Here is a 20,619-nt window from a genome sequence, read left to right as displayed (position 1 = left end):
GAAAGGGAATTTATCATGCTTTAATTATTAATTTACAAAAAGAAAAATCCCCCTTCATGATAAAGGGAGATAAATCGATTCATTGATATCCTTTTATACAGCCAATATTTCTTGCTCTTTTTCTTTTGTAATATCATCAATTTTCTTAATATGGTTATCTGTTAATTTTTGAATATCATCAGAGTAACCGCGCAAATCATCTTCAGTAATTTCCCCATTTTTTTCAAGTTTCTTTAATTCTTCATTTCCATCACGACGAATATTACGAATAGCGATCTTCGCATCTTCGCCTTCTTTTTTCACAACTTTTACCAGTTCTTTTCTGCGATCTTCTGTAAGTTGAGGAATGCTAAGTCTAATTAAAGTACCATCATTCGAAGGTGTAAGTCCAAGATCCGATTTTAATATTGCTTTTTCAATATCACCGAGAATGGATTTATCATAAGGTTGAATAACAAGCAATCTAGCCTCTGGCACAGAAATAGAAGCCATTTGATTCACAGGTGTCGGTGCACCATAATAATCAACTGTCAGCTTATCTAACAATGATGCACTAGCTCTACCTGCACGAATACTTGCTAGTTCACGAGTATAAGCTTGGATTGCTTTCTCCATTTTGTTTTTCGTTTCAGAAATTACTTGCTTCGCCATTATTCTTTCCCCCTCACTAATGTTCCAATTTGTTCACCCATGACTGCACGTTTAACATTTCCTTTTTCTGTAAAAGAAAAAACAATCAATGGTATATCATTATCCATACATAATGAAGAAGCTGTAGAATCCATTACCCCCAAACCTTCTTTTAAAACATCTAAGTATGAGAGTTGGTCGTATTTTACAGCATCTTTATTTATTTTTGGATCATCGTTATAAACACCGTCGACATTATTTTTAGCCATAAGAATAACTTCAGCTTCTATTTCAGCAGCTCTAAGCGCAGCAGTAGTATCTGTAGAGAAATACGGATTTCCAGTTCCAGCAGCAAAGATCACGACGCGATTTTTTTCTAAGTGACGTATTGCTCTTCTACGGATGTAAGGCTCGGCAACTTGCCTCATATCAATTGATGTTTGAACGCGTGTTTCAATTCCAAGATGTTCCAAGCTATCTTGAAGTGCGAGTGAGTTCATGACAGTTGCTAGCATCCCCATATAATCTGCGGTTGCTCTGTCCATTCCCATTTCACTTCCTACTTTCCCGCGCCAAATGTTTCCTCCACCTACTACTACAGCAACTTCAACGCCTAATTCAGCTACTTCTTTAACTTGTTCAGCAATTGATTTAATGACAGCAGGATTAATACCGAAGCCTTCATTTCCGGCTAGTGCTTCACCACTAAGTTTAAGCACGACTCGTTTATATTTTGGGTTGCCCATAAGAACCTCCGTATGTAGTTATGTATTATTTTGCTTGGATTTATTAACCAAACAAGTTGTTTTCCACTCCTATAAGCCAAATGGCATGGAAGCCATATTTCGATATTTTTTGCTCTAAGAGAAATAATGATGACATTTTTAAGAAAAGCCCTAGGCACACGTTCTACCTTCTCTATACAAATGTTCTAAGAACAAGTTTGTACTTTGAAATTTGGCATTACGAATTTTTGCCCTGAATCGTTGGAGCCAAAGAAAAGAATCATTTATATTTTTTAACAGTTTCTTTTCTTTGAAAAAAGGGAACACAGAATGTTCCCTTCAATATTACTTCTTAATTTGGCTCATAACTTCTTCTGCAAAATTCTCTTGTCGCTTCTCGATACCTTCCCCAACTTCAAAACGGATAAATTCTACAACTTTCCCACCATTTGATTCTACAAATTGACGAACTTTTTGATCAGGGTTTTTAACGAAAGTTTGATCAAGCAAGCAAATATCTTCGAAGAATTTACGAAGGCGACCTTCTACCATTTTAGCAACAATGTTTTCAGGTTTTCCTTCATTTAAAGCTTGTTGAGTAAGTACTTGGCGCTCATGTTCTGCTTCCTCTTCTGATACTTCATCACGTGAAATATATTTAGGATTGATAGCAGCTATGTGCATCGCTACATCTTTAGCAACAGCTTCATCAGTAGTACCTTCTAATACAGTAAGTACCGCAATGCGTCCGCCCATATGCAAGTATTCACCAAAAGCACCATTGTCAGTTTTTGTTTTAACTTCAAAACGACGCAAAGTGATTTTTTCACCAATTTTCGCGATAGCAGCGTTCACGTACTCACTAACTGCTTGCCCATTAGACATTTTTTGATCTAATGCTTCTTCAACTGATGCTGGCTTGTTTGCTAAAAGGTGCTCAGCTAATTCCTTTACTAAGCTTTGGAAGTTTTCGTTTTTCGCAACGAAGTCAGTCTCAGCATTTACTTCAAGGATGACAGCGTTATTGCCTTGGCTCAAAATATAAGTAGTTCCTTCAGCAGCAATACGGTCAGCTTTTTTAGCTGCAGATGCAATTCCCTTTTCACGTAGAAAATCAATAGCTTCTTCCATATTTCCGTTTGTTTCTGTCAACGCTTTTTTACAATCCATCATACCTGCGCCCGTTTTTTCACGCAATTCTTTAACCATTTGTGCAGTAATTGCCATTTGTCTAGTCCTCCTAAATGATAGTTTGAAAAAAGGTGATAAGCGTCTAACACTCTTATCACCTTTTATCGTAATGATACAGCTCTGTCAAACTCCAGTGCTATAGCTTTTTAATATGTTAGACGTTAGCAGTTTCAGCTGCTTCTTCTGCTTCTTCATCCTGCTTAGATTCGATTAATGCATCAGCCATTCTAGCAGTTAGTAGTTTAACCGCACGAATCGCGTCATCGTTTGCAGGAATTACATAGTCGATTTCATCAGGATCACAGTTAGTATCAACGATTCCGACGATAGGAATATTCAATTTGCGTGCCTCTGCAACTGCAATTCTTTCTTTGCGAGGATCAATAATGAACATTGCATCAGGAAGAGTTTTCATATCTTTAATACCGCCCAAAAATTTAACAAGACGGTCATATTCTTTTTTCAACACACCGACTTCTTTTTTAGGCAATACTTCAAAAGTACCGTCTTCTTCCATTTTTTCAATCGCTTTTAGACGGTCGATTCTTTTTTGGATAGTTTCGAAGTTAGTTAAAGTTCCACCAAGCCAGCGATGGTTAACATAATAATGTCCTGCACGCTCTGCTTCTTCTTTAACTGATTCTTGAGCTTGTTTTTTTGTACCAACGAAAAGGACTTTTCCGTTGTTATCAGCAAGCTCTCTCATAAAGTTATAAGCTTCGTCAACCTTTTTAACTGTTTTTTGAAGGTCGATGATATAAATGCCGTTACGCTCTGTAAAAATGTATTTTTTCATTTTTGGGTTCCAACGGCGTGTTTGGTGTCCAAAATGTACACCAGCTTCAAGCAATTGCTTCATTGAAATTACTGACATAGTGTTTTTTCCTCCTTGGTTTTTTATCCTCCGCCCCGCTCATTTTTTGTACATTCTGTTTTTGAGCAGCACCATGTAACAAAATCACGGAACGTGTGTATTAACACCATCAATGAATATAGCATAAAAAAAGTATGCTATCAAGTAATACTTACGATTTTTCGTGAAATTTGAGTAAAAGTTCTATTTCAGTCTTCCCTTTTTTTAATTGTTTAGCTATTTGGCTGCTGTTCAGACCTTTTTGAGAGAGTTCTTCTACTTGTTCCTCGAATGTTTTTTCAATATATACTTCAGAATCTCTTATCTGTTTATTAGCTTTTTGATAAATATCTGAAGCTAACATTCTAGAATATACTTCAGAATTAATTGGTTCCTCTTGCTTTATATTCACTGTTACTTCATCATTTATCTCACTAGTTTCAGGCTGAAAATTTGAACTATTATCCTTCTCTACATGCTGAAAGTTAGATATGAATGAATTATTTTCTTCTTTTAGTTCCATTAGAAATGCAGCTAACATTTCTTCAGATTCCTGTTGGATTTTACGTTGATTTTTTTCCATTTCTATAAAACGATTTTGGCGTTGATATAAGATTACGACTGCCAAAATCAAAAAAATATTTAACATAAATAATATAAAGATTAGTATTCCGGTCAAATGTTATCACTACCCATTATAATCGATTGTTTTTCCTTTATAAGGGTGGTTGGCCACCACTTTCTTTAATTGTCTTACTTTCTTTTTTTTTGATTGCAATCCATCATTATGCTGACCAGATGATTTGTTATCGTTTAACAATAATTTTCCCTTTGAATCTGTTTCAATAATCCCGGTACGTTCACGTTCCACTTTTTCTTTCATTTCTTCCGTTGCCTGTTCAACAATCACTTGCCCTCTTTGCTGAAGCTGCTCGGACATTTTTCCAGCTTCTACTGTTCTTGGGATGGCAACTTGCATTTCAATCGATTTAAGGCTCATATATTATAGCTCCGTTATTTTAGAAGTACATTTTTTAATTTAACTATCGCCTTAGAATGAATCTGGGAAATTCTTGATGTTGATAGTTGCAAAATTTCTCCAATTTCCGTAAATGTCAATTCTTCCTTATAAAATAAACTTAATACAAGCTGTTCTTTTTCATTGAGTTCGGCAAGTGCCACTTCAAGGTCATTAAGCCATTCTTTTTTTACAATCTGTTCTTCTGGTGTCAGTGTTTCTTCATCATGTATGTTATGGCTGTGACTGTCGTCGTCTTGATCGTAAATTTGTTCGTCCATTGATAAGACACTTGCATAAAAATGTTCATTTAGAGTTTTGCATACTTCATCTTCGGAAAATCCACTTTCTGAAGCTATTTCTTCGATTGAAGCATGACGCAGCAACTTTTGTTCTAGCATATTAGTTATAGTTTCAATTTTCTTTACCTTGTCTCTAGTACTTCTTGGAAGCCAATCTTCTTTTCTTAGTCCGTCTATGATTGCCCCTCTAATTCGAAATGAAGCATATGTATCGAATTTTAAATCTCTCGATATATCATATTTATTTAATGCATCCAAGAGGCCCATTAACCCTAAGCTTTTTAGCTCCTCTCTACTAACATTTCTAGGCAAACCTACTGAAATTCGTTGAACATGATAAGAAACTAAAGGCAAGTATTTTTCTACAAGTATATCTCCTGCATCAGCATCACGGGAATGAGTCCAAAGCTCCCAATATTTCTTCTCTTCCAGTGGTGGTGAGTTTGACATATTTTCTCCTCCAAACAGTTACAGGCCATTATAGTATGCTGATCAGATTTCCGTAATATCTTGGTAAACTGTTTTGATTTGCAGCATACATGTTTCTGTATCGAATTCAATCGTCCTGCCACTATGGCCCCCGGTATCCTCAGCAATGAGTTGAATCTTTAATGACTTTAGCTCTTTTTTAACTGCTTCCACATTGCGTGGACCTATTCTCATTTGATCATTTTGGGAGGAAAAATGAAACATTTGCGCTCCTCCAGCAATTTTAGCTCTGAGCCTATTATTATTTGCACCTTTTAAAACTAGTTCACTTGTAAGCTCTTTTATAGCTGTATCTGCAAATTTCGCCTTATTAATCGCCTTTTCTCCTCGTGAAAGAGATGAGTCTGGCAACATAATATGCGCAAGTCCTGCTATATTCACTTGTTTATCATAAATAACTACCCCGACACATGATCCAAGTCCTGATGTTCTAATTTTGTCAGGAAACTTTACTATTTTCATATCTGCAATTCCAACTCTTACAACTGTATCAATCATTCAATTCGACTCCCAGTGTATTAAAGATAACTGAAAACGAGTTTGGATCAGGTAGTAGAAAAAAGTGACCTTTTACACAATTGGAGTTAGGATTTTCTTCATCTAATGCCGTATCAATCACAATTGCATAATCTTGAGTATGTGATAATTCAATCAACCCATAACTTAAAATAGCATCCGCCATATCAATACTAATAGACGGAACTGACGGGAAAAGATCCAATCCAGTAAAATCCGATAGAGATGATAGATAAGATCCTGACAATATATTCCCCAATTCTTGCATAGCAGAAAGTCCCATCTCTGAATAAGGTGGATTTTTGAATGAAAATGAAGTATCGCCTGTTAATATTTGTACGTATTTAGTCGCTTGTTCTATAGGAAGAATAAAGAACATACTTCCTGAGGCATCGCCTTCCACCCTCAAATATACTGCTGTGACTACAGTATTGTGTCCACCTGCCATTTCAAGCATTTCATCAAATGATACAATCCTTACTGATGGAACTTTCATATCTATATTTTTCCCAACTAAAACAGAAAGGGCCGTAGCTGCATTTCCAGCTCCAATATTACCAATTTCCTTTAAAACGTCTAAATGAAAAGGTGTAATGACTTTTTTAAGCTCCATAGTTTCCATCCCTAAAAGAAAGAGGATTAACAATATTTTCAAGGTTTAATAATAGAACTAGTCTTTTTTCCAAGTTCGCGACTCCGCTGATAAATTCATCAGGCGCAGCTCCGGCTACATCCGGACATGGCTCAATGGCTGACAGTGGAATATCTAATACATCATTTGCTTCATCGACAATCATACCTACTGTCATATTCTTATAAGATACAATGATTATTCTCGTACGATCTGTATAATCTGCATCTCCTAGATTAAAGTGCCTTTTTAAATCAATAATCGGAATTATAACACCCCGTAAATTCGTCACACCTTTAATAAAAGGAGGAACGTTTGGTACTCTTGTAATATGAAGCATTTTTTCAATTGCCGTAACATGTTCAACTGATATTGAATATTCTTTATCATTTAATAGTAAAACAATTACTTTACGATCAGTGGCAATCGTATTATTCATTGTTTTCAGCCCCTTATAATTATTTGATTAATGCGTTGCAGTCAATGATGAGAGCTACTTGTCCATCACCTAAAATAGTTGCACCAGAAATAGCAAATACTTCAGTTAAATAATTTCCAAGCGATTTAAGTACTATTTCTTGTTGTCCAATGAAAGAATCAACAATTAGTGCTGCCATTTTATCGCCTTTTCGCACAATTACAATGGAAATAAATTCGTCTAATTTATGATTATCATGAAGTCCGAAGATGTCTTTTAATGATATGAGAGGAACTACTTTACCTCTAAAATCAATAACTTCTTGATTGTGTGCAATCATAATGTCAGACTTTTTAATAATCGCTGTTTCAATAATAGATGAGAGCGGTATTGCGTATTTTTCCGGGCCAATTTCTATCAACATGGCAGATATTATTGATAAAGTTAATGGTAATTGAATGGAAAAAGTTGACCCCTTTCCTTCTACTGAATCAATTGAAACTGTACCGCCTAATGATTGAATTTTGGATTTGACAACGTCCAAACCAACTCCACGTCCTGAAATGTCTGATATCGTTTCTGCTGTTGAGAACCCAGGTGCCATGATTAATTCAAATGCCTTAGTATCCGTTAGTTCAGCTGCTTCATTTTGAGATATTATTCCTTTTGAAATAGCTTTATCAATTACTTTATTTCGATTAATGCCTGCCCCGTCATCCAAAATTTCAATGAATACATGATTTCCACTATGATAAGCTTTCAATTGAATTTTACCTGTTTCGGGTTTTCCATTTGTACGACGTACTTCTGGACTTTCAATTCCATGATCAATAGCATTTCGTAATAAATGAACGATAGGATCTCCAATTTCATCAATCACAGTACGATCTAATTCCGTTTCCGCTCCAATAATTTCCAATTCAAGAAGTTTATTTAAATCCTTTGCTAGCTGTCTAACCATTCTTGGAAATCGATTAAAAACATTGTCAACAGGAACCATTCTCATATTTAAAATAATACTTTGTAAATCCCCAGATATCCTCGACATTCTTTCCACTGTGTCAGTTAAATCAGTATTTTCTATATCTTGAGCAATTTGTTCTAAGCGACCTCTATCAATGACAAGTTCTTCAAAAAGATTCATTAACGTATCAAGACGCTCAATATTTACTCTAATCGTTTTATTAGCAACTTTATTTGATTGCTTCTCTACTTTTTCCTGCTTTTTAGAGGAAGTAGGTGAAGAAGCTTGAATCTCGTTATTATTGTTTTCTTCTATTTTCCCTATTTTGTCTTCACTATTTTCAGTAATTGAAACTGGGTCTATTAAATTCGTTTCTACCGATTCAATTTCCGAAATTTTCATGATTTTCTTCTTAAGATCTTCCCTTGATTCTTTTGTAATTATGGTAACAGTAAATTCGGAATCAAATTGTTCCTCTTCTAATTGCTCAACGGCAGGGGTAGTTTTTATTACATCTCCGCATTTTTCTAAAACTTCAAATACCATAAACACTCGAGCGGTTTTTAATAAGCAGTCGGCACGTAAAGAAATCGTTAATTCATAACAATCATAGCCTTGTTCTTTTGATTGCTCGATAATCGTTTTTTCATATTGGTCATATTTATTTTTAGGATATGTAATTGGTTCTAAGGTTGCAGCTATTTCTTCTTTGGCATGCTCTTTTGTTATCTTTCCTTTTTCAATCTGTTCAAGCTTTGCAATGGCTATACTTACATCACGAATTCCATCTCCGCCAGATGCGATTGATTCTACCATTGCTTCCAAATCATCCACTGCTAGGAATACAGTATCCAACAATTGTGATGACACATTCGTTTTTTCATTTCTTATATCGTCTAGAACATTTTCCATAATATGAGTTAGATTAGCTAAATCTGTATAACCCATAGTGGCTGACATACCTTTTAACGTATGAGCTGCTCTAAATATATTATTGACAATCTCAAGGTTTTGAGGGGCTTTTTCCAATTCAAGCAGATTTTGATTTAGTGCTAATAAATGCTCTTTACTTTCATCAACGAACACTTCTAAATATTGATTCATATCCATAAGCTCACGTCCTTATTTTCATATAGGTTAAGATCGTTTCAGCAATATCATCAAGCTTAGCAATAGCATCGACTTTCATTGTTGCTACAGCAGCATTGGGCATTCCATAAACAATGCAGGTTTCTTCGGATTCTGCTATGGCATAAACATTATTTTCTTTCTTTAATTCTATCAAACCAGCTGCTCCATCAGAGCCCATTCCTGTCATAATCACTGCAATTTTATCAAAATTAATTAAATGATGAATGGAGTTAAACATGACATCGACTGAAGGGCGATGTCCATTAACTGGAGGACTGTCTAATACTTTTACTTTTGCTTTACCGGCTATTTGCACGATTGTCATATGTCGTCCACCCGGTGCTATGTATGCAGTTCCTTCTTTTAATAATTCCCCATCCTCAGCTTCTTTGACATCAATTTCACATAAAGTGTTTAATCTATCGGCTAAAGATTTAGTGAATTTCGGAGGCATATGTTGAACAATTACTATCGAAGCATCTAATTCTTTAGGTAATTGAGATAAAACAGCTTGTAAGGCTCGAGGGCCCCCTGTTGATGTTCCGATGCATATTATTTTTTTTCTGTGCCGCTCTATACGTGATGTCATATTTATTACTACTCCTCTAATCTTAACTAAAGGCTAGTTTTCGTAAATCCAGTAGCCCACTTCTACATCTTATATAGATGTTTAACACTCTATTAAGTTAGTAGCCCTTTCTCAGGATGACATTAAATTAATATTTGTAAAAAGGGCAATATTTTTTTGAGAAAAGAACCTAACTAAAAGAAAAAACGTCGCAATCTATGAATAAATGAATCTTCTGCCTTGTTGCTATCATCCATATTCTGTTCATCTAAATATAAACGTACTAGGTTTTCTAATTTTATTGAAATAGAAGATTTAGGATAAGAAACAGAAAATGCTGTTTGATTAATCACTGCTTTTCTTACATGGCTGTCTTCAGGTAATATTCCTAGTGATGCAACTTCTTTATGCAAAAACTTTAGAGCTGTTTGTTTCAATCTCTCCAATGTTTCTCTTCCTTGTTTTTCGTTATCTGCACGATTGCAAATCAAGAAAAAATTACCTGTAGCTCCTTCAAGGCAAATAAATTTCATCATCGAATACGCATCAGTAATCGCCGTAGGTTCAGGTGTCGTGATGACGATAATATCCTCAACTGCTAGCAATACTTTTAAAGAAGCTGAAGTCGCTCCAGCTCCCATATCAAAAATGATATAGTCATATTGATGTTGAAGATCTTTCAAGCCTTCTAAAAGTCTTGTTAACATTCTTTCATCGATGTCTATCGTCTCATTTAAGCCATTTCCTGCAGCTATATATGAAACTCCTTCATTAATATCGTTAATTAAATCCTTTAATGTTGCTTCTTCATGTAAAAATTCCGAAAGGGTTAATCGAGAAGGTTTACCGAGAAGAATATTTACATTCCCCATCCCAATATCGAAATCAAATAATAAAACCTTATTGCCTTTTTTGTTTAATAGCATTGCAATATTAATCGAAATATTTGATTTCCCCACACCGCCTTTCCCACTAACAACAGCAATTGTTTTAGCTTGGCTTTTTTTGGCGATATCTGTCATTTTCAATCTCAACTTTTCAGCTTGATCTTTCATGATAATTCATCCCTGAGAAGATATTCGGTAATCACTTTAGGAGTAGCGGCAATAATATCATCGGGTACATCTTGACCAGTTGTAATGTAAGCTGCCCCTACTTTATATTTGCAAATTAAGTTATACATAATTCCAAAACTTCTAGTCTCGTCCGCTTTCGTAAAGATAAATTGATTGAAATTCAATTCTAAGAAGTTTTCTATAATTCTCTCTATATCTTTTTCTTTCATTGAAATGGATAAAACTAAGTAAGTTTCAATATTTGTTTCATCTCCAAACAATGACTGCAAATCATGAATATATTGTTTTTCTTGATAATTACGACCGGCTGTATCGATAAGTACGATGTCATAGTCTTCATATTTGATAACAGCTGAATGAAAGTCATCTTCCTCATACACAACTTCTACAGGAATATTTAGCAATTGCGCATAAGTTTTAAGCTGGTCTATTGCCGCAATTCTATAAGTATCTGTAGTGATTAATGCTACTTTTTTCTTGTGTTCCAGAACCGCTTCAGCAGCTAATTTCGCAATGGTTGTTGTTTTTCCTACACCTGTTGGACCAACAAAATTTACAAACTTCTTTTTATAAGAAATACCGTTAAAGTTAACATGGCTTAATTGATTTATTAGAAATGTTTCACACCATTGTGAAAGTTCTAAATCACTCGGTTTCTTATCTGAATTTCTCCATTTCTCAAGTAAAACCTCTCCAATTTTTAATACAAATGCTTCATTCACTTCTTCTTCTATAAGCTTGAACAAATATTTTTGGATTCGTTCCGGATATTGATTGTAGAATTGATTGCTTTTCTTCATTGCTTTAATCTCTGACTTCAACTCGGAAATTTCCGAAAGTATATCCGTATCTTTCTGTCCTACCTTTTGATTTGATGAACTCAAATCAGAAGGCTTTATTCCAGTGTTAGGAATCTTTCTATTTTTATTTTTTCTTGTTTGTTGAACATGCATTGGCTGTTCATCCAATGCAGCAATAACTTCTATGCTTTTTTTTCTAAATAATCCAAAGAAACCGCCATGAAAAATGACCTTTGAATTCAAGATAACCGCATTTTCGCCTAACTCCATTTTTACTTTTTTCATTGCTTCCGACATAGTCGGAGCAATTACTTTCTTTATATTCATTCAACACTCACCATCCCAGTGCTTTGAACCTCTACATTTGCTTCCAATTCGTTATAAGAAAGAACAGGAACGTGAGGAAAGTATCTTTCTGTTAATTGCCTTACGTACATTCGAACAGCAGGCGAGCACAGTAAAATAGGTGCTTGCTGCATTAATGATTGTTGTTCAATTTGAATTGCTGTTGCTTCAAGTATAGATTGGGAATCATCTGGATCCATTGATAGATAATTCCCATGTTCTGTTTGCTGGACACTGTCTGCAATTAATTTTTCCACTTTACCTGATACTGTTATTACTTTTAACATCGAATTCTCATCTGCATATTGATTGGTAATTTGCCTAGCTAAGCCTTGCCTTACATATTCCGCTAGTAAATCTGTATCGGTGCTCATTTTCCCATAATCAGCCAAAGTTTCAAAAATGATTGGTAAATTTCGTATAGAGACATTCTCCTTCAAAAGTTTTGCAAGAACCTTTTGAACTTCACCAATTGTAAGAGGGTTAGGAGTAACTTCTTCTACTAGAATTGGAAATGATTCTTTAATATGGTCAATCAATTGCTTCGTTTCTTGTCTTCCTAATAGTTCATGTGCATTCGCTTTTAATACTTCAGTAATATGGGTAGAAACGACTGATGGAGGATCGACAACTGTATAACCTAGTATTTCTGCTTGTTCTTTTACTTCCTCTGTTATCCATTTAGCAGGTAGTCCAAATGAAGGTTCTATAGTATCGATTCCTTCCAGCATATCTTCTCCACCAGGGCTCATGGCTAGGTAATGATCCAATAATAACTCACCCCTTGCCATTTCACTTCCCTTTATTTTTAGACGATATGCATTCGGTTCAAGCTGTATGTTATCTCTGATCCTTACAACAGGGATAACAATACCTAACTCTAGTGCCAACTGCCTTCTAATCATAACTATACGATCAAGTAGATCTCCGCCCTGATTAATATCTGCCAGCGGGATTAGCCCATAACCAAATTCGAATTCAATTTGCTCTACATTTAGTAGATTAATCACACTTTCAGGACTCCTTAAGTCATCTGTTTCGGTATCTTCAAGCTGATCTAATTGATCAACTTCTTGTCTGGCGGGTACTTTTGAGAGAACGAAACCACCTACAGCTAGTAATGCTGCAATAGGCATTGTTAAAATATCATTGATTGGAGTTGCCAATCCTAAAAGAAAAATGGTACCTGAAGCAACATAGAGCATTTTCGGAAAAGCAAATAGCTGCCCAACGATATCAGATCCAAGGTTTCCTTCAGAAGCTGCACGAGTAACAACAATACCCGTAGCTGTTGAAATTAGGAGTGCTGGAATTTGACTTACAATTCCATCCCCAACGGTAAGCATTGAATATTTTACAGCGGCTTCTCCAATTGGTAGTCCTTGTTGAAGCATTCCAATAATTATTCCAAATAAAAGGTTGATAATAACGATAATAATACCCGCAATTGCATCACCTTTTACAAACTTACTTGCTCCGTCCATCGCTCCATAAAAATCTGACTCTCGCGAAACTTTTTCTCTTCTTGATCGTGCTTCGTGTTCTGAAATAATTCCAGCATTTAAATCTGCGTCGATACTCATCTGCTTCCCTGGCATCGCATCTAAGGTGAAACGAGCAGCAACCTCTGATACACGTTCAGCACCTTTAGTGATAACAACAAATTGAATAATAACCAGTATGAAGAAAACGACTAAACCGACTAACACATTTCCACCAACTACAAAAGTCCCGAACGTTTCAACAACACCGCCAGCATCACCTTTCGAAAGGATCGATCTTGTCGTTGAAACATTCAGGCCCAATCTAAAGAGTGTCAATAATAATAACAATGAAGGAAAAATTGAAAATTGAAGAGGCTCTTGCATATTCATTGATGTTAATAATACAAGAAGCGCAAGTGAAATATTTATTATGATTAATAAGCTTAATAACCATGGAGGAAAAGGAATAACCAACATGGCAACAATCAATATTACACTTGATAGAACTGCAAGATCTTTCACTTTCACAACAATCTCTCCTAAAAAACCTAAATAATAAAAGTTGAAATGCGATTGTTCAATGTCTTTTTAGTACCTTGGTCAAGCGCTAGCTTTCTCTAAGACACTGAAAATCGGCTTAGCGTCTGAGGGGTTTACCGTTAATGTTATTCCCACAGAAGTTACATGCTTCCGTTTCAAATCCGCACTTCAATATCTAAAAAACATTACTAACAAGTTCTAAATTTTGTGCTTAATTCTATAAACATAAGCAAGTATTTCTGCAACCGCTTTGAAAAACTCTTCAGGGATTTTTTGTCCAATATCCATTTGGTCATATAAAGCACGGGCTAATGGTCTGTTTTCAACCATAATAATATTATGTTCACCAGCAATTTGTTTAATTTTTTGTGCCATGAAGTCTATTCCTTTTGCAATGACTACTGGTGCATCATCATTTTCATCATCATATTGTAGGGCGATGGCATAATGAGTTGGGTTTGTAATAATGACATCTGCCTTTGGTACTTCCTGCATCATGCGCGACATAGCCATCTCTCGTTGCTTTTGTTTGATCTTTGATTTTATTAAAGGATCCCCTTCGGTGTTCTTAAACTCATCTTTTATATCCTGTTTGGACATTCGAATGTTTTTTTCATAATCATACTTCTGATATAAATAATCAAATATAGATAAAAATAATAGTGCCAGTGATGCTGCTATTCCCATCTGCATCGTAAGACTCCCTACTGTTTTTAATGCAGATGCAACAGGCTTATGAGATAGAATGAGAACTTCATCAATCCGAATCCATAGGACAAAAAAGGTAATCGCCCCAACAAAGCCAATTTTTAAGATTGATTTTAATAATTCAACGATTGCTCTAATAGAAAAAATACGTTTTAACCCTTTTACTGGATCAAGTTTTTCTAGCTTTGGCTGCAAAGGTTCACCAGTTACCATAAAACCTACCTGCATCAAATTGGAAGCAATACCTGCAACAAGTGCAATTAACATAACAGGGCCAAGCAAAAATACAATTTCTTTCAATATATCTAATAAAATTAGTTGAATATTATCCTCAGAAACTTCCATTAATAAAAACTTGGTAAAGGAGTGACGAAAAGTATCGACTGCGATTTTTCCCATATTAGATGAAAAGAATAAAAGGAATAAAAAAACAGCTAATAATCCGATAGCGGTATTTACATCTTGGCTTTTTGCAGTTTGTCCTTTTCTTCTTGCATCTTGTCTCTTTTTAGGAGTAGCCTTTTCTGTTTTTTCTCCCGCAAAAAATTGGAGATCCAGATTTAGTTGTTTCATCACGTGCCTCCTAAAAGCCTCATCACATTTCGCATAGCGTACAGCATAGTTTCGAATAGATGCTGGACGACACCAAACATTACACCTAAAACGATAAATAATATTATAAAACTAACAGCGATTTTTATTGGAAAACCTACAACAAAAATATTTAACTGTGGTACGGTTCTTGCTACTATCCCTAGTGCTACATCGACGAGAAAAAGTGAAGCGACGACCGGGATAGACATTTGAAAAGCAATTGTAAACATCGCACTAAATGATTTAATAATATATTCAGCAAGTGAACTATCTCCAAGAGGGAGAAAAACTTGATCGACTGGAATAAATTGATAACTATAGAAAATTCCATCTAATATTAGATGATGCCCATTCACCGAAAGTAAAAATAATAATGAAAACATATATAGATATTGTCCGATAAGAGGACTTTGGGTTCCCGTCTGAGGATCTATCACATTCGCAATAGCAAATCCCATTTGGAAATCTATGAATCCTCCAGCAATTTGAATTGCTGAAAGAATCATATATGCTATAAAACCAATAAAAAGTCCAATCCCTGCTTCTTTTATGATTAATAGGAAATACTCCCCTGAAATATTTATTGATTGAACATCCAATGTATAATACATTAGCAAAGCTAAAAAAAATGCAAAACCGATTCTATAGGAAGCGGGTAAAGTTTTATATGAAAATAATGGCATTGTTACAAAAAATGTTGCAACTCTAGTAAATACAAGCAAAAACACTGAAAAATTTGGTAGCAAGGCTTCCATTTAATCAACCTACAAACCGAGTTAAATTTTCAAAAATTTCAGATGCATATGATAGGAGCCTACTCAACATCCACGGCCCTAATACAACAACACCAACTAAAACAGCTACAATTTTCGGTATGAAAGCCAAAGTTTGTTCTTGAATTTGTGTTGTCGCCTGAAAAATACTCACTGCAAGACCTACAACTAAAGCAAGAACAAGCAGTGGACCTGCTACTATTAGTATCGTATATACCCCTTTTTCCGCGAGTGAGATAACAGCTTCAGCACTCATTTGATCACTCCATTAATCTACAACATAACAAAATTTTAATTTAGTAAAAGCTCTCCAGTAAGGATTTTACGACTAAGTACCATCCATCAACAAGGACAAAAAGCAATATTTTAAACGGTAGTGAGATCATAACTGGCGGAAGCATCATCATCCCCATCGACATTAAAATACTTGCAACCACCATATCAATAACTAAAAAAGGAATAAATATCATAAATCCAATTTGAAAAGCTGTCTTTAATTCACTTAACGCATATGCAGGTACGAATACTGTCAATGGAATATCTTGAATGGTCGCCGGCCTTTCTGTTTTTGAATAGGAAAGAAATAATTCTAAATCCTTTTGCCTTGTATGCTTACTCATAAACTCTCTAAACGGTATAGCCGCTTTATCATAGGCCTCTTCTAAATTAATTTCATCATTAAAAAGAGGGGTTAGTGCTTGTTCATTCACCTGACTAAACGTAGGGGCCATGATAAAAAAAGTTAAGAATAAAGCTAGTCCAACCAACACTTGGTTTGGTGGCATTTGCTGTGTCGCAAGAGATGTTCGTACGAAAGAAAGAACAATTATTATTCTCGTAAATGACGTCATCAATATTAATATACTTGGAGCGAGAGATAAAACAGTAAGTAATAATAATAGCTTGACAGAAGTAGATACAGTATCTGATGAGCTATTATTAAAAAACTCCATAAACTCATTCATCTAAATTAGACTCCTTATGATCAAGCTTTTTCATTGACTGTTTGCGCTCCTTTTTGATTTCATCAAGCTGTCTTTTCAAATGTATATGAAATGGCTGCTGTTCATTTTCTCTCGTTTCGTTTGTAGACTTATTTAATCGCTTGATCCAATTCGTAATCATATTTACCGGCTGTAAGCTCTGATCCAACTGATCTTCATATTGCTTTAAATAGTTTTCATATTCTTCTTCATCTGCTATTTCTTTTAAAAGTTGTACATTTTCTCCAACTCCAAGAACTAACAAACGATTACCGACTTTGACTATTTGTATAGAGCGATTGCCACCTAATGGCGTTCCTCCTAAATTTTGAACAAGTCTATTTTGTTGATACGATTGACTTTTTTTATTAATAAATTTTAATAAAAAATATAATATGGCTATAACAAAAATTAATGCAAGAATCATTTTTAGAAATTCTGCAACACCTACACCAAATGAATTTTTGTTATCCGGTTGATCTAATTTCGTGCCTTTATCCTGTACTTTATCTTTAACTTCATTACAATTGTTCGTATAACATTCTTTTACAGTTCCACCAAGCGGATTATTTTCAGCAAAAACGATTATTTGATCCGCTTGGCTAAGAAGTATACACATGATGGTGAAAACAATTGCCACTTGTTTGATGATTGAATTCATTTTTTATTATCCTAATGTTTTTTGGATAGCTTCTATTACCCTATCCGCTTGGAACGGCTTAACAATAAAATCTTTTGCGCCTGCTTGAATTGCATCAATAACCATTGCTTGTTGCCCCATTGCAGAACACATAATAATTTTTGCAGCTGGATCGATTGCTTTTATTTCTTTTAAAGCTGTAATTCCATCCATTTCAGGCATTGTAATATCCATTGTGACTAAATCTGGTTTAAGCTCATTATATTTTTCTACAGCTTGAACTCCATCTACTGCTTCTCCAACTACCTCGAAACCATTTTTCACCAAAATATCCTTAATCATCATTCTCATAAATGCGGCGTCATCCACAATTAAAATTCTATTTGCCACTGTATTTCCTCCTAAAATATCAATTTAACTTTTTTAATCTATCGGATTGGCTGACAATGTCAGTTACTCTTACTCCAAAATTTTCATCAATTACAACTACTTCACCTTTAGCAATTAGCCTGCTGTTAACTAGTATTTCTACAGGCTCACCTGCCAGCTTATCCAATTCAATAATAGATCCAGCACCAAGTTCAAGAATTTCTTTAACCGATTTTTTGGTCTTACCAAGCTCTACAGTAACCTGCAATGGTATATCAAGAAGCATGTCAAGATTTTTCGTCTCTGGCGCGGGTGTATTAGATTGATTAAAATCTAAAAAGGTTGCTGATTGAACGTTCAATTGACTTTTTGGAGCCTCTCTATTTGACTCTTGGTTATGTTCATTTTTCGGTTGATTATTATTTATTGTGTTTTGAGATTGCTGTGAACTTTGTTCATTTTTTGAAACTTGCAACTTATCATCATTCGAAATAATTGGAGGGTTTGTCTCCGATTGTGTATTGCTATTTTTTTCAAACAAATCTACTACAAGCTTCTTGGCAAATTCAATTGGAAGAACTTGCATAATATCGGAATCTATTAAATTGCCTATCGATAGATGAAAAGATACTTTTACTAAAAGGTTTTGCTGTGGAATTGTTTGAGTTCCTTCCCCCTGAGAAAAATTTAATAACTCAATAGAAGGCGGGGAAATATCTACCTTCTTTTCAAAAATGGATGACATTGAAGTTGCAGCTGAACCCATCATTTGATTCATAGCTTCTTGAACCGCACTTAAATGTATCTCATCTAACATGTTAGCAGGCGATGTTCCATCTCCACCAAGCATTAAATCCGCAATAATGGCTGCATCACTTTGCTTTATAACAAGAATATTTACTCCAGAGAAACCAGCCGTATATTTAACTTGAATTGCTACATAAGGATGTGGAAATTCTTCTTCCAGTTTTGCATTATCAATAATGGAAACTGATGGTGTTGTAATTTCTACCTTTTGATTTAATAATGTAGATAATGCAGTTGCTGAACTGCCAAAAGAAATATTTCCAAGTTCTCCTATAGCATCTTGCTGCATTTCGGTTAAATAATCAGATACTTCAAGAACTTCTTCTTTCACTACATCCTCATTTACTGGTTCACCGCGTAATAACGCATCAATCTCATCTTGTGAGAGCATTTCACCATTCATTATTTCCTTCGCCCTCCTCTATATTATCAATAATTTGTACAGCCATTTTTTTATTCCTTTTACCAGCTTGTCCGATGAATTTAGGTTTTTCTCCAACCTTAATCGTAAGAGGTTCATCAATACGTCTATTTAATTCAATAACATCTCCCACATTTAAAGATAGAAAGTCATCAATTGTAATAGTAGATAATCCAAGGTCAACGGTTAGTTCCATATGTGCTTCTTTTATTTTTTCTTCCAGTAATGCAACCTCTTCCGGCTTTCTAATCTTTGTGTTTGTTTCCATCCAATAATGTGCCGAGAGTTTAGGAATGATAGGCTCTAACAAAACATGAGGTATACATATATTAATCATCCCACTCGTTTCTCCTACACTTGCGTTCATGGAAATAACTACTACAGTTTCATTTGGAGTTGCAACTTGTAAAAATTGCGGATTTACTTCCAGTTCGGATAAAATGGGATCTATTTCTGCAATGCCCGACCATGCCTCCTGTAAATGCTCCAACGTATGCTCAAATAAGTTAGTCATAAGCCGTGTTTCTATTTCAGTTAAGTTCTCAATCTTATTTATTGAGGTTCCTTTTCCCCCAAGGATTCTATCAATCATCGCATATGCAATATTAGGATGTATTTCCATGATCATTCTACCTTCGAGAGGAGGGACCTCTATGACATTTAAAATGGTCATATTAGGGACGGAACGTACATATTCTTCATATGGAATTTGATCCGCAGTAGCAACGGTAATATTAACATACGTCCTTAGTTGAGCAGAAAAATATGTTGTTAATAAACGTGCAAAATTCTCATAGATTCTCGTCAAACTTCGGACTTGATCTTTAGAGAATCTTAATGCTCGTTTAAAGTCGTATATTTTTACCTTTTTAACGTCTTCTTCTCTTTTAAAATCTTCCGCTGACATTTCACCCGTAGATATAGCGGATAGCAGAGCATCAATTTCACTTTGCGATAACACATCTTCCGGCATAGCTGCACCTCCGTTTCAAATTAGATTATAAGTAATTTAAGAAATGACATAGGAGGTGATGTACACTCTAACTACTTTTCCGTTTTGCATTAGATCGTTTATTTTCCCTTTAATCGTCTCTTCCAGATTTTGTTTACCTTCCTTTCCATCTAAATCGGAAGGTTCCATTTCAGAAAGCTCGGATATGATTAGATTTTTAATTTGAAAATCTCTTTTCTTAAATTCTTCTTTTGCCTTTTTTCCATCTGTCTGAACTTTAAAAGAAATTTTAACATAATCCCCAGTTTTTACATTTGTCATAATCTCAGGGACATCTACGGATACTTTTATAACTTCATCTATAGTTGGTTCCTTTTTATCTTTATCACCAAGATTCATGATAATAATTAAGGATAATGTAGCAAGCAGTAAAATTGATGTTAAAACAACCATCATAGTTGGAAATATTTTTTTACTCATCTTTCAAATCCTCCAATTCTTTTCGGCCAAGGAGATTAATGGATTGATAGAATTCCACGATACGATTGTTTATTAACTCCTCTGATTCTGCTGCTACATATTTTCGTCCATTCGTGAGGGTAATTGTAGTATCTGGAAATGACTCTACTTTTTCAATATATAATGCGTTTAATATAAATGTACTTCCATTTAATCTAGTTATTTTGATCAA

General features: G+C 34.9%; 25 protein-coding genes. All 25 read right to left on the bottom strand.

Annotated elements, in window-relative coordinates:
* Positions 1 to 93 precede the first annotated feature (93 nt).
* The 25 genes from frr to MT489_RS02245 all read right to left on the bottom strand — a co-directional run bounded on the left by frr (position 94) and on the right by MT489_RS02245 (position 20,619).
* Positions 94 to 651, bottom strand: a complete 558-nt coding sequence (gene frr, locus MT489_RS02365; RefSeq protein WP_244679897.1) for a ribosome recycling factor — start codon at positions 649 to 651, stop codon at positions 94 to 96.
* Positions 651 to 1,376: a UMP kinase gene (gene pyrH / locus MT489_RS02360; RefSeq protein ID WP_244679896.1), complete on the bottom strand. Its 726-nt coding sequence runs from the start codon at positions 1,374 to 1,376 to the stop codon at positions 651 to 653. Before pyrH ends, frr begins: the two co-directional genes overlap by 1 nt.
* A 324-nt stretch (positions 1,377 to 1,700) precedes the next feature.
* A complete protein-coding gene (gene tsf / locus MT489_RS02355) occupies positions 1,701 to 2,582 on the bottom strand; it encodes a translation elongation factor Ts (RefSeq protein WP_244679895.1) in 882 nt (293 codons plus the stop codon).
* A 118-nt stretch (positions 2,583 to 2,700) separates the two neighbouring features.
* Positions 2,701 to 3,420 carry a 30S ribosomal protein S2 gene (gene rpsB, locus MT489_RS02350; RefSeq protein ID WP_244679894.1) on the bottom strand — a complete coding sequence of 240 codons (720 nt, stop codon included), beginning with the start codon at positions 3,418 to 3,420 and terminating at the stop codon, positions 2,701 to 2,703.
* 151 nt (positions 3,421 to 3,571) lie between these two features.
* Complete coding sequence (locus tag MT489_RS02345) at positions 3,572 to 4,078, bottom strand: hypothetical protein (RefSeq protein WP_244679893.1); 507 nt, start codon at positions 4,076 to 4,078, stop codon at positions 3,572 to 3,574.
* A 9-nt stretch (positions 4,079 to 4,087) separates the two neighbouring features.
* On the bottom strand, positions 4,088 to 4,399 hold the full coding sequence (locus tag MT489_RS02340; protein ID WP_244679892.1) for a hypothetical protein: 312 nt from the start codon (positions 4,397 to 4,399) through the stop codon (positions 4,088 to 4,090).
* Between the two features lie 14 nt (positions 4,400 to 4,413).
* Positions 4,414 to 5,169, bottom strand: a complete 756-nt coding sequence (locus MT489_RS02335; protein ID WP_244679891.1) for a FliA/WhiG family RNA polymerase sigma factor — start codon at positions 5,167 to 5,169, stop codon at positions 4,414 to 4,416.
* A 42-nt stretch (positions 5,170 to 5,211) separates the two neighbouring features.
* Complete coding sequence (locus tag MT489_RS02330) at positions 5,212 to 5,706, bottom strand: chemotaxis protein CheD (protein WP_244679890.1); 495 nt, start codon at positions 5,704 to 5,706, stop codon at positions 5,212 to 5,214.
* The gene (locus MT489_RS02325; RefSeq protein WP_244679889.1) at positions 5,699 to 6,337 is read right to left on the bottom strand and encodes a chemotaxis protein CheC; all 639 of its coding nucleotides are present in this window, start codon (positions 6,335 to 6,337) and stop codon (positions 5,699 to 5,701) included. The genes MT489_RS02330 and MT489_RS02325 overlap by 8 nt, the downstream gene beginning before the upstream one ends.
* Entirely contained in the window at positions 6,327 to 6,794 is a 468-nt protein-coding gene (locus MT489_RS02320) for a chemotaxis protein CheW (RefSeq protein ID WP_244679888.1), read from the bottom strand. The genes MT489_RS02325 and MT489_RS02320 overlap by 11 nt, the downstream gene beginning before the upstream one ends.
* A gap of 19 nt (positions 6,795 to 6,813) precedes the next feature.
* Positions 6,814 to 8,847, bottom strand: a complete 2,034-nt coding sequence (locus MT489_RS02315) for a chemotaxis protein CheA (RefSeq protein ID WP_244679887.1) — start codon at positions 8,845 to 8,847, stop codon at positions 6,814 to 6,816.
* 4 nt (positions 8,848 to 8,851) lie between these two features.
* The gene (locus tag MT489_RS02310; protein ID WP_244679886.1) at positions 8,852 to 9,457 is read right to left on the bottom strand and encodes a chemotaxis protein CheB; all 606 of its coding nucleotides are present in this window, start codon (positions 9,455 to 9,457) and stop codon (positions 8,852 to 8,854) included.
* 173 nt (positions 9,458 to 9,630) lie between these two features.
* The gene (locus MT489_RS02305; RefSeq protein WP_244679885.1) at positions 9,631 to 10,491 is read right to left on the bottom strand and encodes a MinD/ParA family protein; all 861 of its coding nucleotides are present in this window, start codon (positions 10,489 to 10,491) and stop codon (positions 9,631 to 9,633) included.
* A complete protein-coding gene (gene flhF / locus MT489_RS02300; RefSeq protein WP_244679884.1) occupies positions 10,488 to 11,639 on the bottom strand; it encodes a flagellar biosynthesis GTPase FlhF in 1,152 nt (383 codons plus the stop codon). Before flhF ends, MT489_RS02305 begins: the two co-directional genes overlap by 4 nt.
* Positions 11,636 to 13,669: a flagellar biosynthesis protein FlhA gene (gene flhA, locus MT489_RS02295; protein ID WP_244679883.1), complete on the bottom strand. Its 2,034-nt coding sequence runs from the start codon at positions 13,667 to 13,669 to the stop codon at positions 11,636 to 11,638. Before flhA ends, flhF begins: the two co-directional genes overlap by 4 nt.
* Positions 13,670 to 13,879: 210 nt before the next feature.
* A complete protein-coding gene (gene flhB, locus MT489_RS02290; protein WP_244679882.1) occupies positions 13,880 to 14,962 on the bottom strand; it encodes a flagellar biosynthesis protein FlhB in 1,083 nt (360 codons plus the stop codon).
* A complete protein-coding gene (fliR, locus tag MT489_RS02285) occupies positions 14,962 to 15,738 on the bottom strand; it encodes a flagellar biosynthetic protein FliR (protein WP_244679881.1) in 777 nt (258 codons plus the stop codon). Before fliR ends, flhB begins: the two co-directional genes overlap by 1 nt.
* Positions 15,739 to 15,742: 4 nt before the next feature.
* Positions 15,743 to 16,012: a flagellar biosynthesis protein FliQ gene (gene fliQ, locus MT489_RS02280; RefSeq protein ID WP_244679880.1), complete on the bottom strand. Its 270-nt coding sequence runs from the start codon at positions 16,010 to 16,012 to the stop codon at positions 15,743 to 15,745.
* Between the two features lie 40 nt (positions 16,013 to 16,052).
* On the bottom strand, positions 16,053 to 16,721 hold the full coding sequence (gene fliP / locus MT489_RS02275; RefSeq protein ID WP_244679879.1) for a flagellar type III secretion system pore protein FliP: 669 nt from the start codon (positions 16,719 to 16,721) through the stop codon (positions 16,053 to 16,055).
* Positions 16,714 to 17,400, bottom strand: a complete 687-nt coding sequence (locus tag MT489_RS02270) for a flagellar biosynthetic protein FliO (protein WP_244679878.1) — start codon at positions 17,398 to 17,400, stop codon at positions 16,714 to 16,716. Before MT489_RS02270 ends, fliP begins: the two co-directional genes overlap by 8 nt.
* Before the next feature lie 6 nt (positions 17,401 to 17,406).
* Positions 17,407 to 17,769 carry a chemotaxis protein CheY gene (locus MT489_RS02265; RefSeq protein ID WP_244679877.1) on the bottom strand — a complete coding sequence of 121 codons (363 nt, stop codon included), beginning with the start codon at positions 17,767 to 17,769 and terminating at the stop codon, positions 17,407 to 17,409.
* A gap of 19 nt (positions 17,770 to 17,788) precedes the next feature.
* Positions 17,789 to 18,958: a flagellar motor switch phosphatase FliY gene (fliY, locus tag MT489_RS02260; RefSeq protein ID WP_244679876.1), complete on the bottom strand. Its 1,170-nt coding sequence runs from the start codon at positions 18,956 to 18,958 to the stop codon at positions 17,789 to 17,791.
* A complete protein-coding gene (gene fliM / locus MT489_RS02255; RefSeq protein ID WP_244679875.1) occupies positions 18,948 to 19,949 on the bottom strand; it encodes a flagellar motor switch protein FliM in 1,002 nt (333 codons plus the stop codon). The genes fliY and fliM overlap by 11 nt, the downstream gene beginning before the upstream one ends.
* 36 nt (positions 19,950 to 19,985) lie before the next feature.
* Entirely contained in the window at positions 19,986 to 20,408 is a 423-nt protein-coding gene (gene fliL, locus MT489_RS02250; protein WP_244679874.1) for a flagellar basal body-associated protein FliL, read from the bottom strand.
* Positions 20,401 to 20,619: a flagellar FlbD family protein gene (locus MT489_RS02245; protein WP_244679873.1), complete on the bottom strand. Its 219-nt coding sequence runs from the start codon at positions 20,617 to 20,619 to the stop codon at positions 20,401 to 20,403. The genes fliL and MT489_RS02245 overlap by 8 nt, the downstream gene beginning before the upstream one ends.

The sequence above is a fragment of the Lederbergia wuyishanensis genome (assembly GCF_022900255.1).
GTDB lineage: Bacteria > Bacillota > Bacilli > Bacillales > Bacillaceae_C > Lederbergia > Lederbergia wuyishanensis.
This window is presented reverse-complemented; position numbering and strand designations above follow the sequence as displayed.

Excerpts from the sequence above, each read along its gene's own strand:
- flhF (WP_244679884.1), bottom strand. The coding sequence starts at position 11,639 with ATGAATATAAAGAAAGTAATTGCTCCGACTATGTCGGAAGCAATGAAA.
- MT489_RS02315 (WP_244679887.1), bottom strand. The coding sequence starts at position 8,847 with ATGGATATGAATCAATATTTAGAAGTGTTCGTTGATGAAAGTAAAGAG.
- MT489_RS02335 (WP_244679891.1), bottom strand. The coding sequence starts at position 5,169 with ATGTCAAACTCACCACCACTGGAAGAGAAGAAATATTGGGAGCTTTGG.
- fliR (WP_244679881.1), bottom strand. The coding sequence starts at position 15,738 with ATGGAAGCCTTGCTACCAAATTTTTCAGTGTTTTTGCTTGTATTTACT.
- MT489_RS02330 (WP_244679890.1), bottom strand. The coding sequence starts at position 5,706 with ATGATTGATACAGTTGTAAGAGTTGGAATTGCAGATATGAAAATAGTA.
- fliM (WP_244679875.1), bottom strand. The coding sequence starts at position 19,949 with ATGCCGGAAGATGTGTTATCGCAAAGTGAAATTGATGCTCTGCTATCC.
- frr (WP_244679897.1), bottom strand. The coding sequence starts at position 651 with ATGGCGAAGCAAGTAATTTCTGAAACGAAAAACAAAATGGAGAAAGCA.
- pyrH (WP_244679896.1), bottom strand. The coding sequence starts at position 1,376 with ATGGGCAACCCAAAATATAAACGAGTCGTGCTTAAACTTAGTGGTGAA.
- MT489_RS02305 (WP_244679885.1), bottom strand. The coding sequence starts at position 10,491 with ATGAAAGATCAAGCTGAAAAGTTGAGATTGAAAATGACAGATATCGCC.
- fliL (WP_244679874.1), bottom strand. The coding sequence starts at position 20,408 with ATGAGTAAAAAAATATTTCCAACTATGATGGTTGTTTTAACATCAATT.
- MT489_RS02325 (WP_244679889.1), bottom strand. The coding sequence starts at position 6,337 with ATGGAGCTTAAAAAAGTCATTACACCTTTTCATTTAGACGTTTTAAAG.
- fliY (WP_244679876.1), bottom strand. The coding sequence starts at position 18,958 with ATGAATGGTGAAATGCTCTCACAAGATGAGATTGATGCGTTATTACGC.
- rpsB (WP_244679894.1), bottom strand. The coding sequence starts at position 3,420 with ATGTCAGTAATTTCAATGAAGCAATTGCTTGAAGCTGGTGTACATTTT.
- flhB (WP_244679882.1), bottom strand. The coding sequence starts at position 14,962 with ATGAAACAACTAAATCTGGATCTCCAATTTTTTGCGGGAGAAAAAACA.
- MT489_RS02320 (WP_244679888.1), bottom strand. The coding sequence starts at position 6,794 with ATGAATAATACGATTGCCACTGATCGTAAAGTAATTGTTTTACTATTA.
- MT489_RS02340 (WP_244679892.1), bottom strand. The coding sequence starts at position 4,399 with ATGAGCCTTAAATCGATTGAAATGCAAGTTGCCATCCCAAGAACAGTA.
- MT489_RS02310 (WP_244679886.1), bottom strand. The coding sequence starts at position 9,457 with ATGACATCACGTATAGAGCGGCACAGAAAAAAAATAATATGCATCGGA.
- fliP (WP_244679879.1), bottom strand. The coding sequence starts at position 16,721 with ATGAATGAGTTTATGGAGTTTTTTAATAATAGCTCATCAGATACTGTA.
- fliQ (WP_244679880.1), bottom strand. The coding sequence starts at position 16,012 with ATGAGTGCTGAAGCTGTTATCTCACTCGCGGAAAAAGGGGTATATACG.
- MT489_RS02270 (WP_244679878.1), bottom strand. The coding sequence starts at position 17,400 with ATGAATTCAATCATCAAACAAGTGGCAATTGTTTTCACCATCATGTGT.
- tsf (WP_244679895.1), bottom strand. The coding sequence starts at position 2,582 with ATGGCAATTACTGCACAAATGGTTAAAGAATTGCGTGAAAAAACGGGC.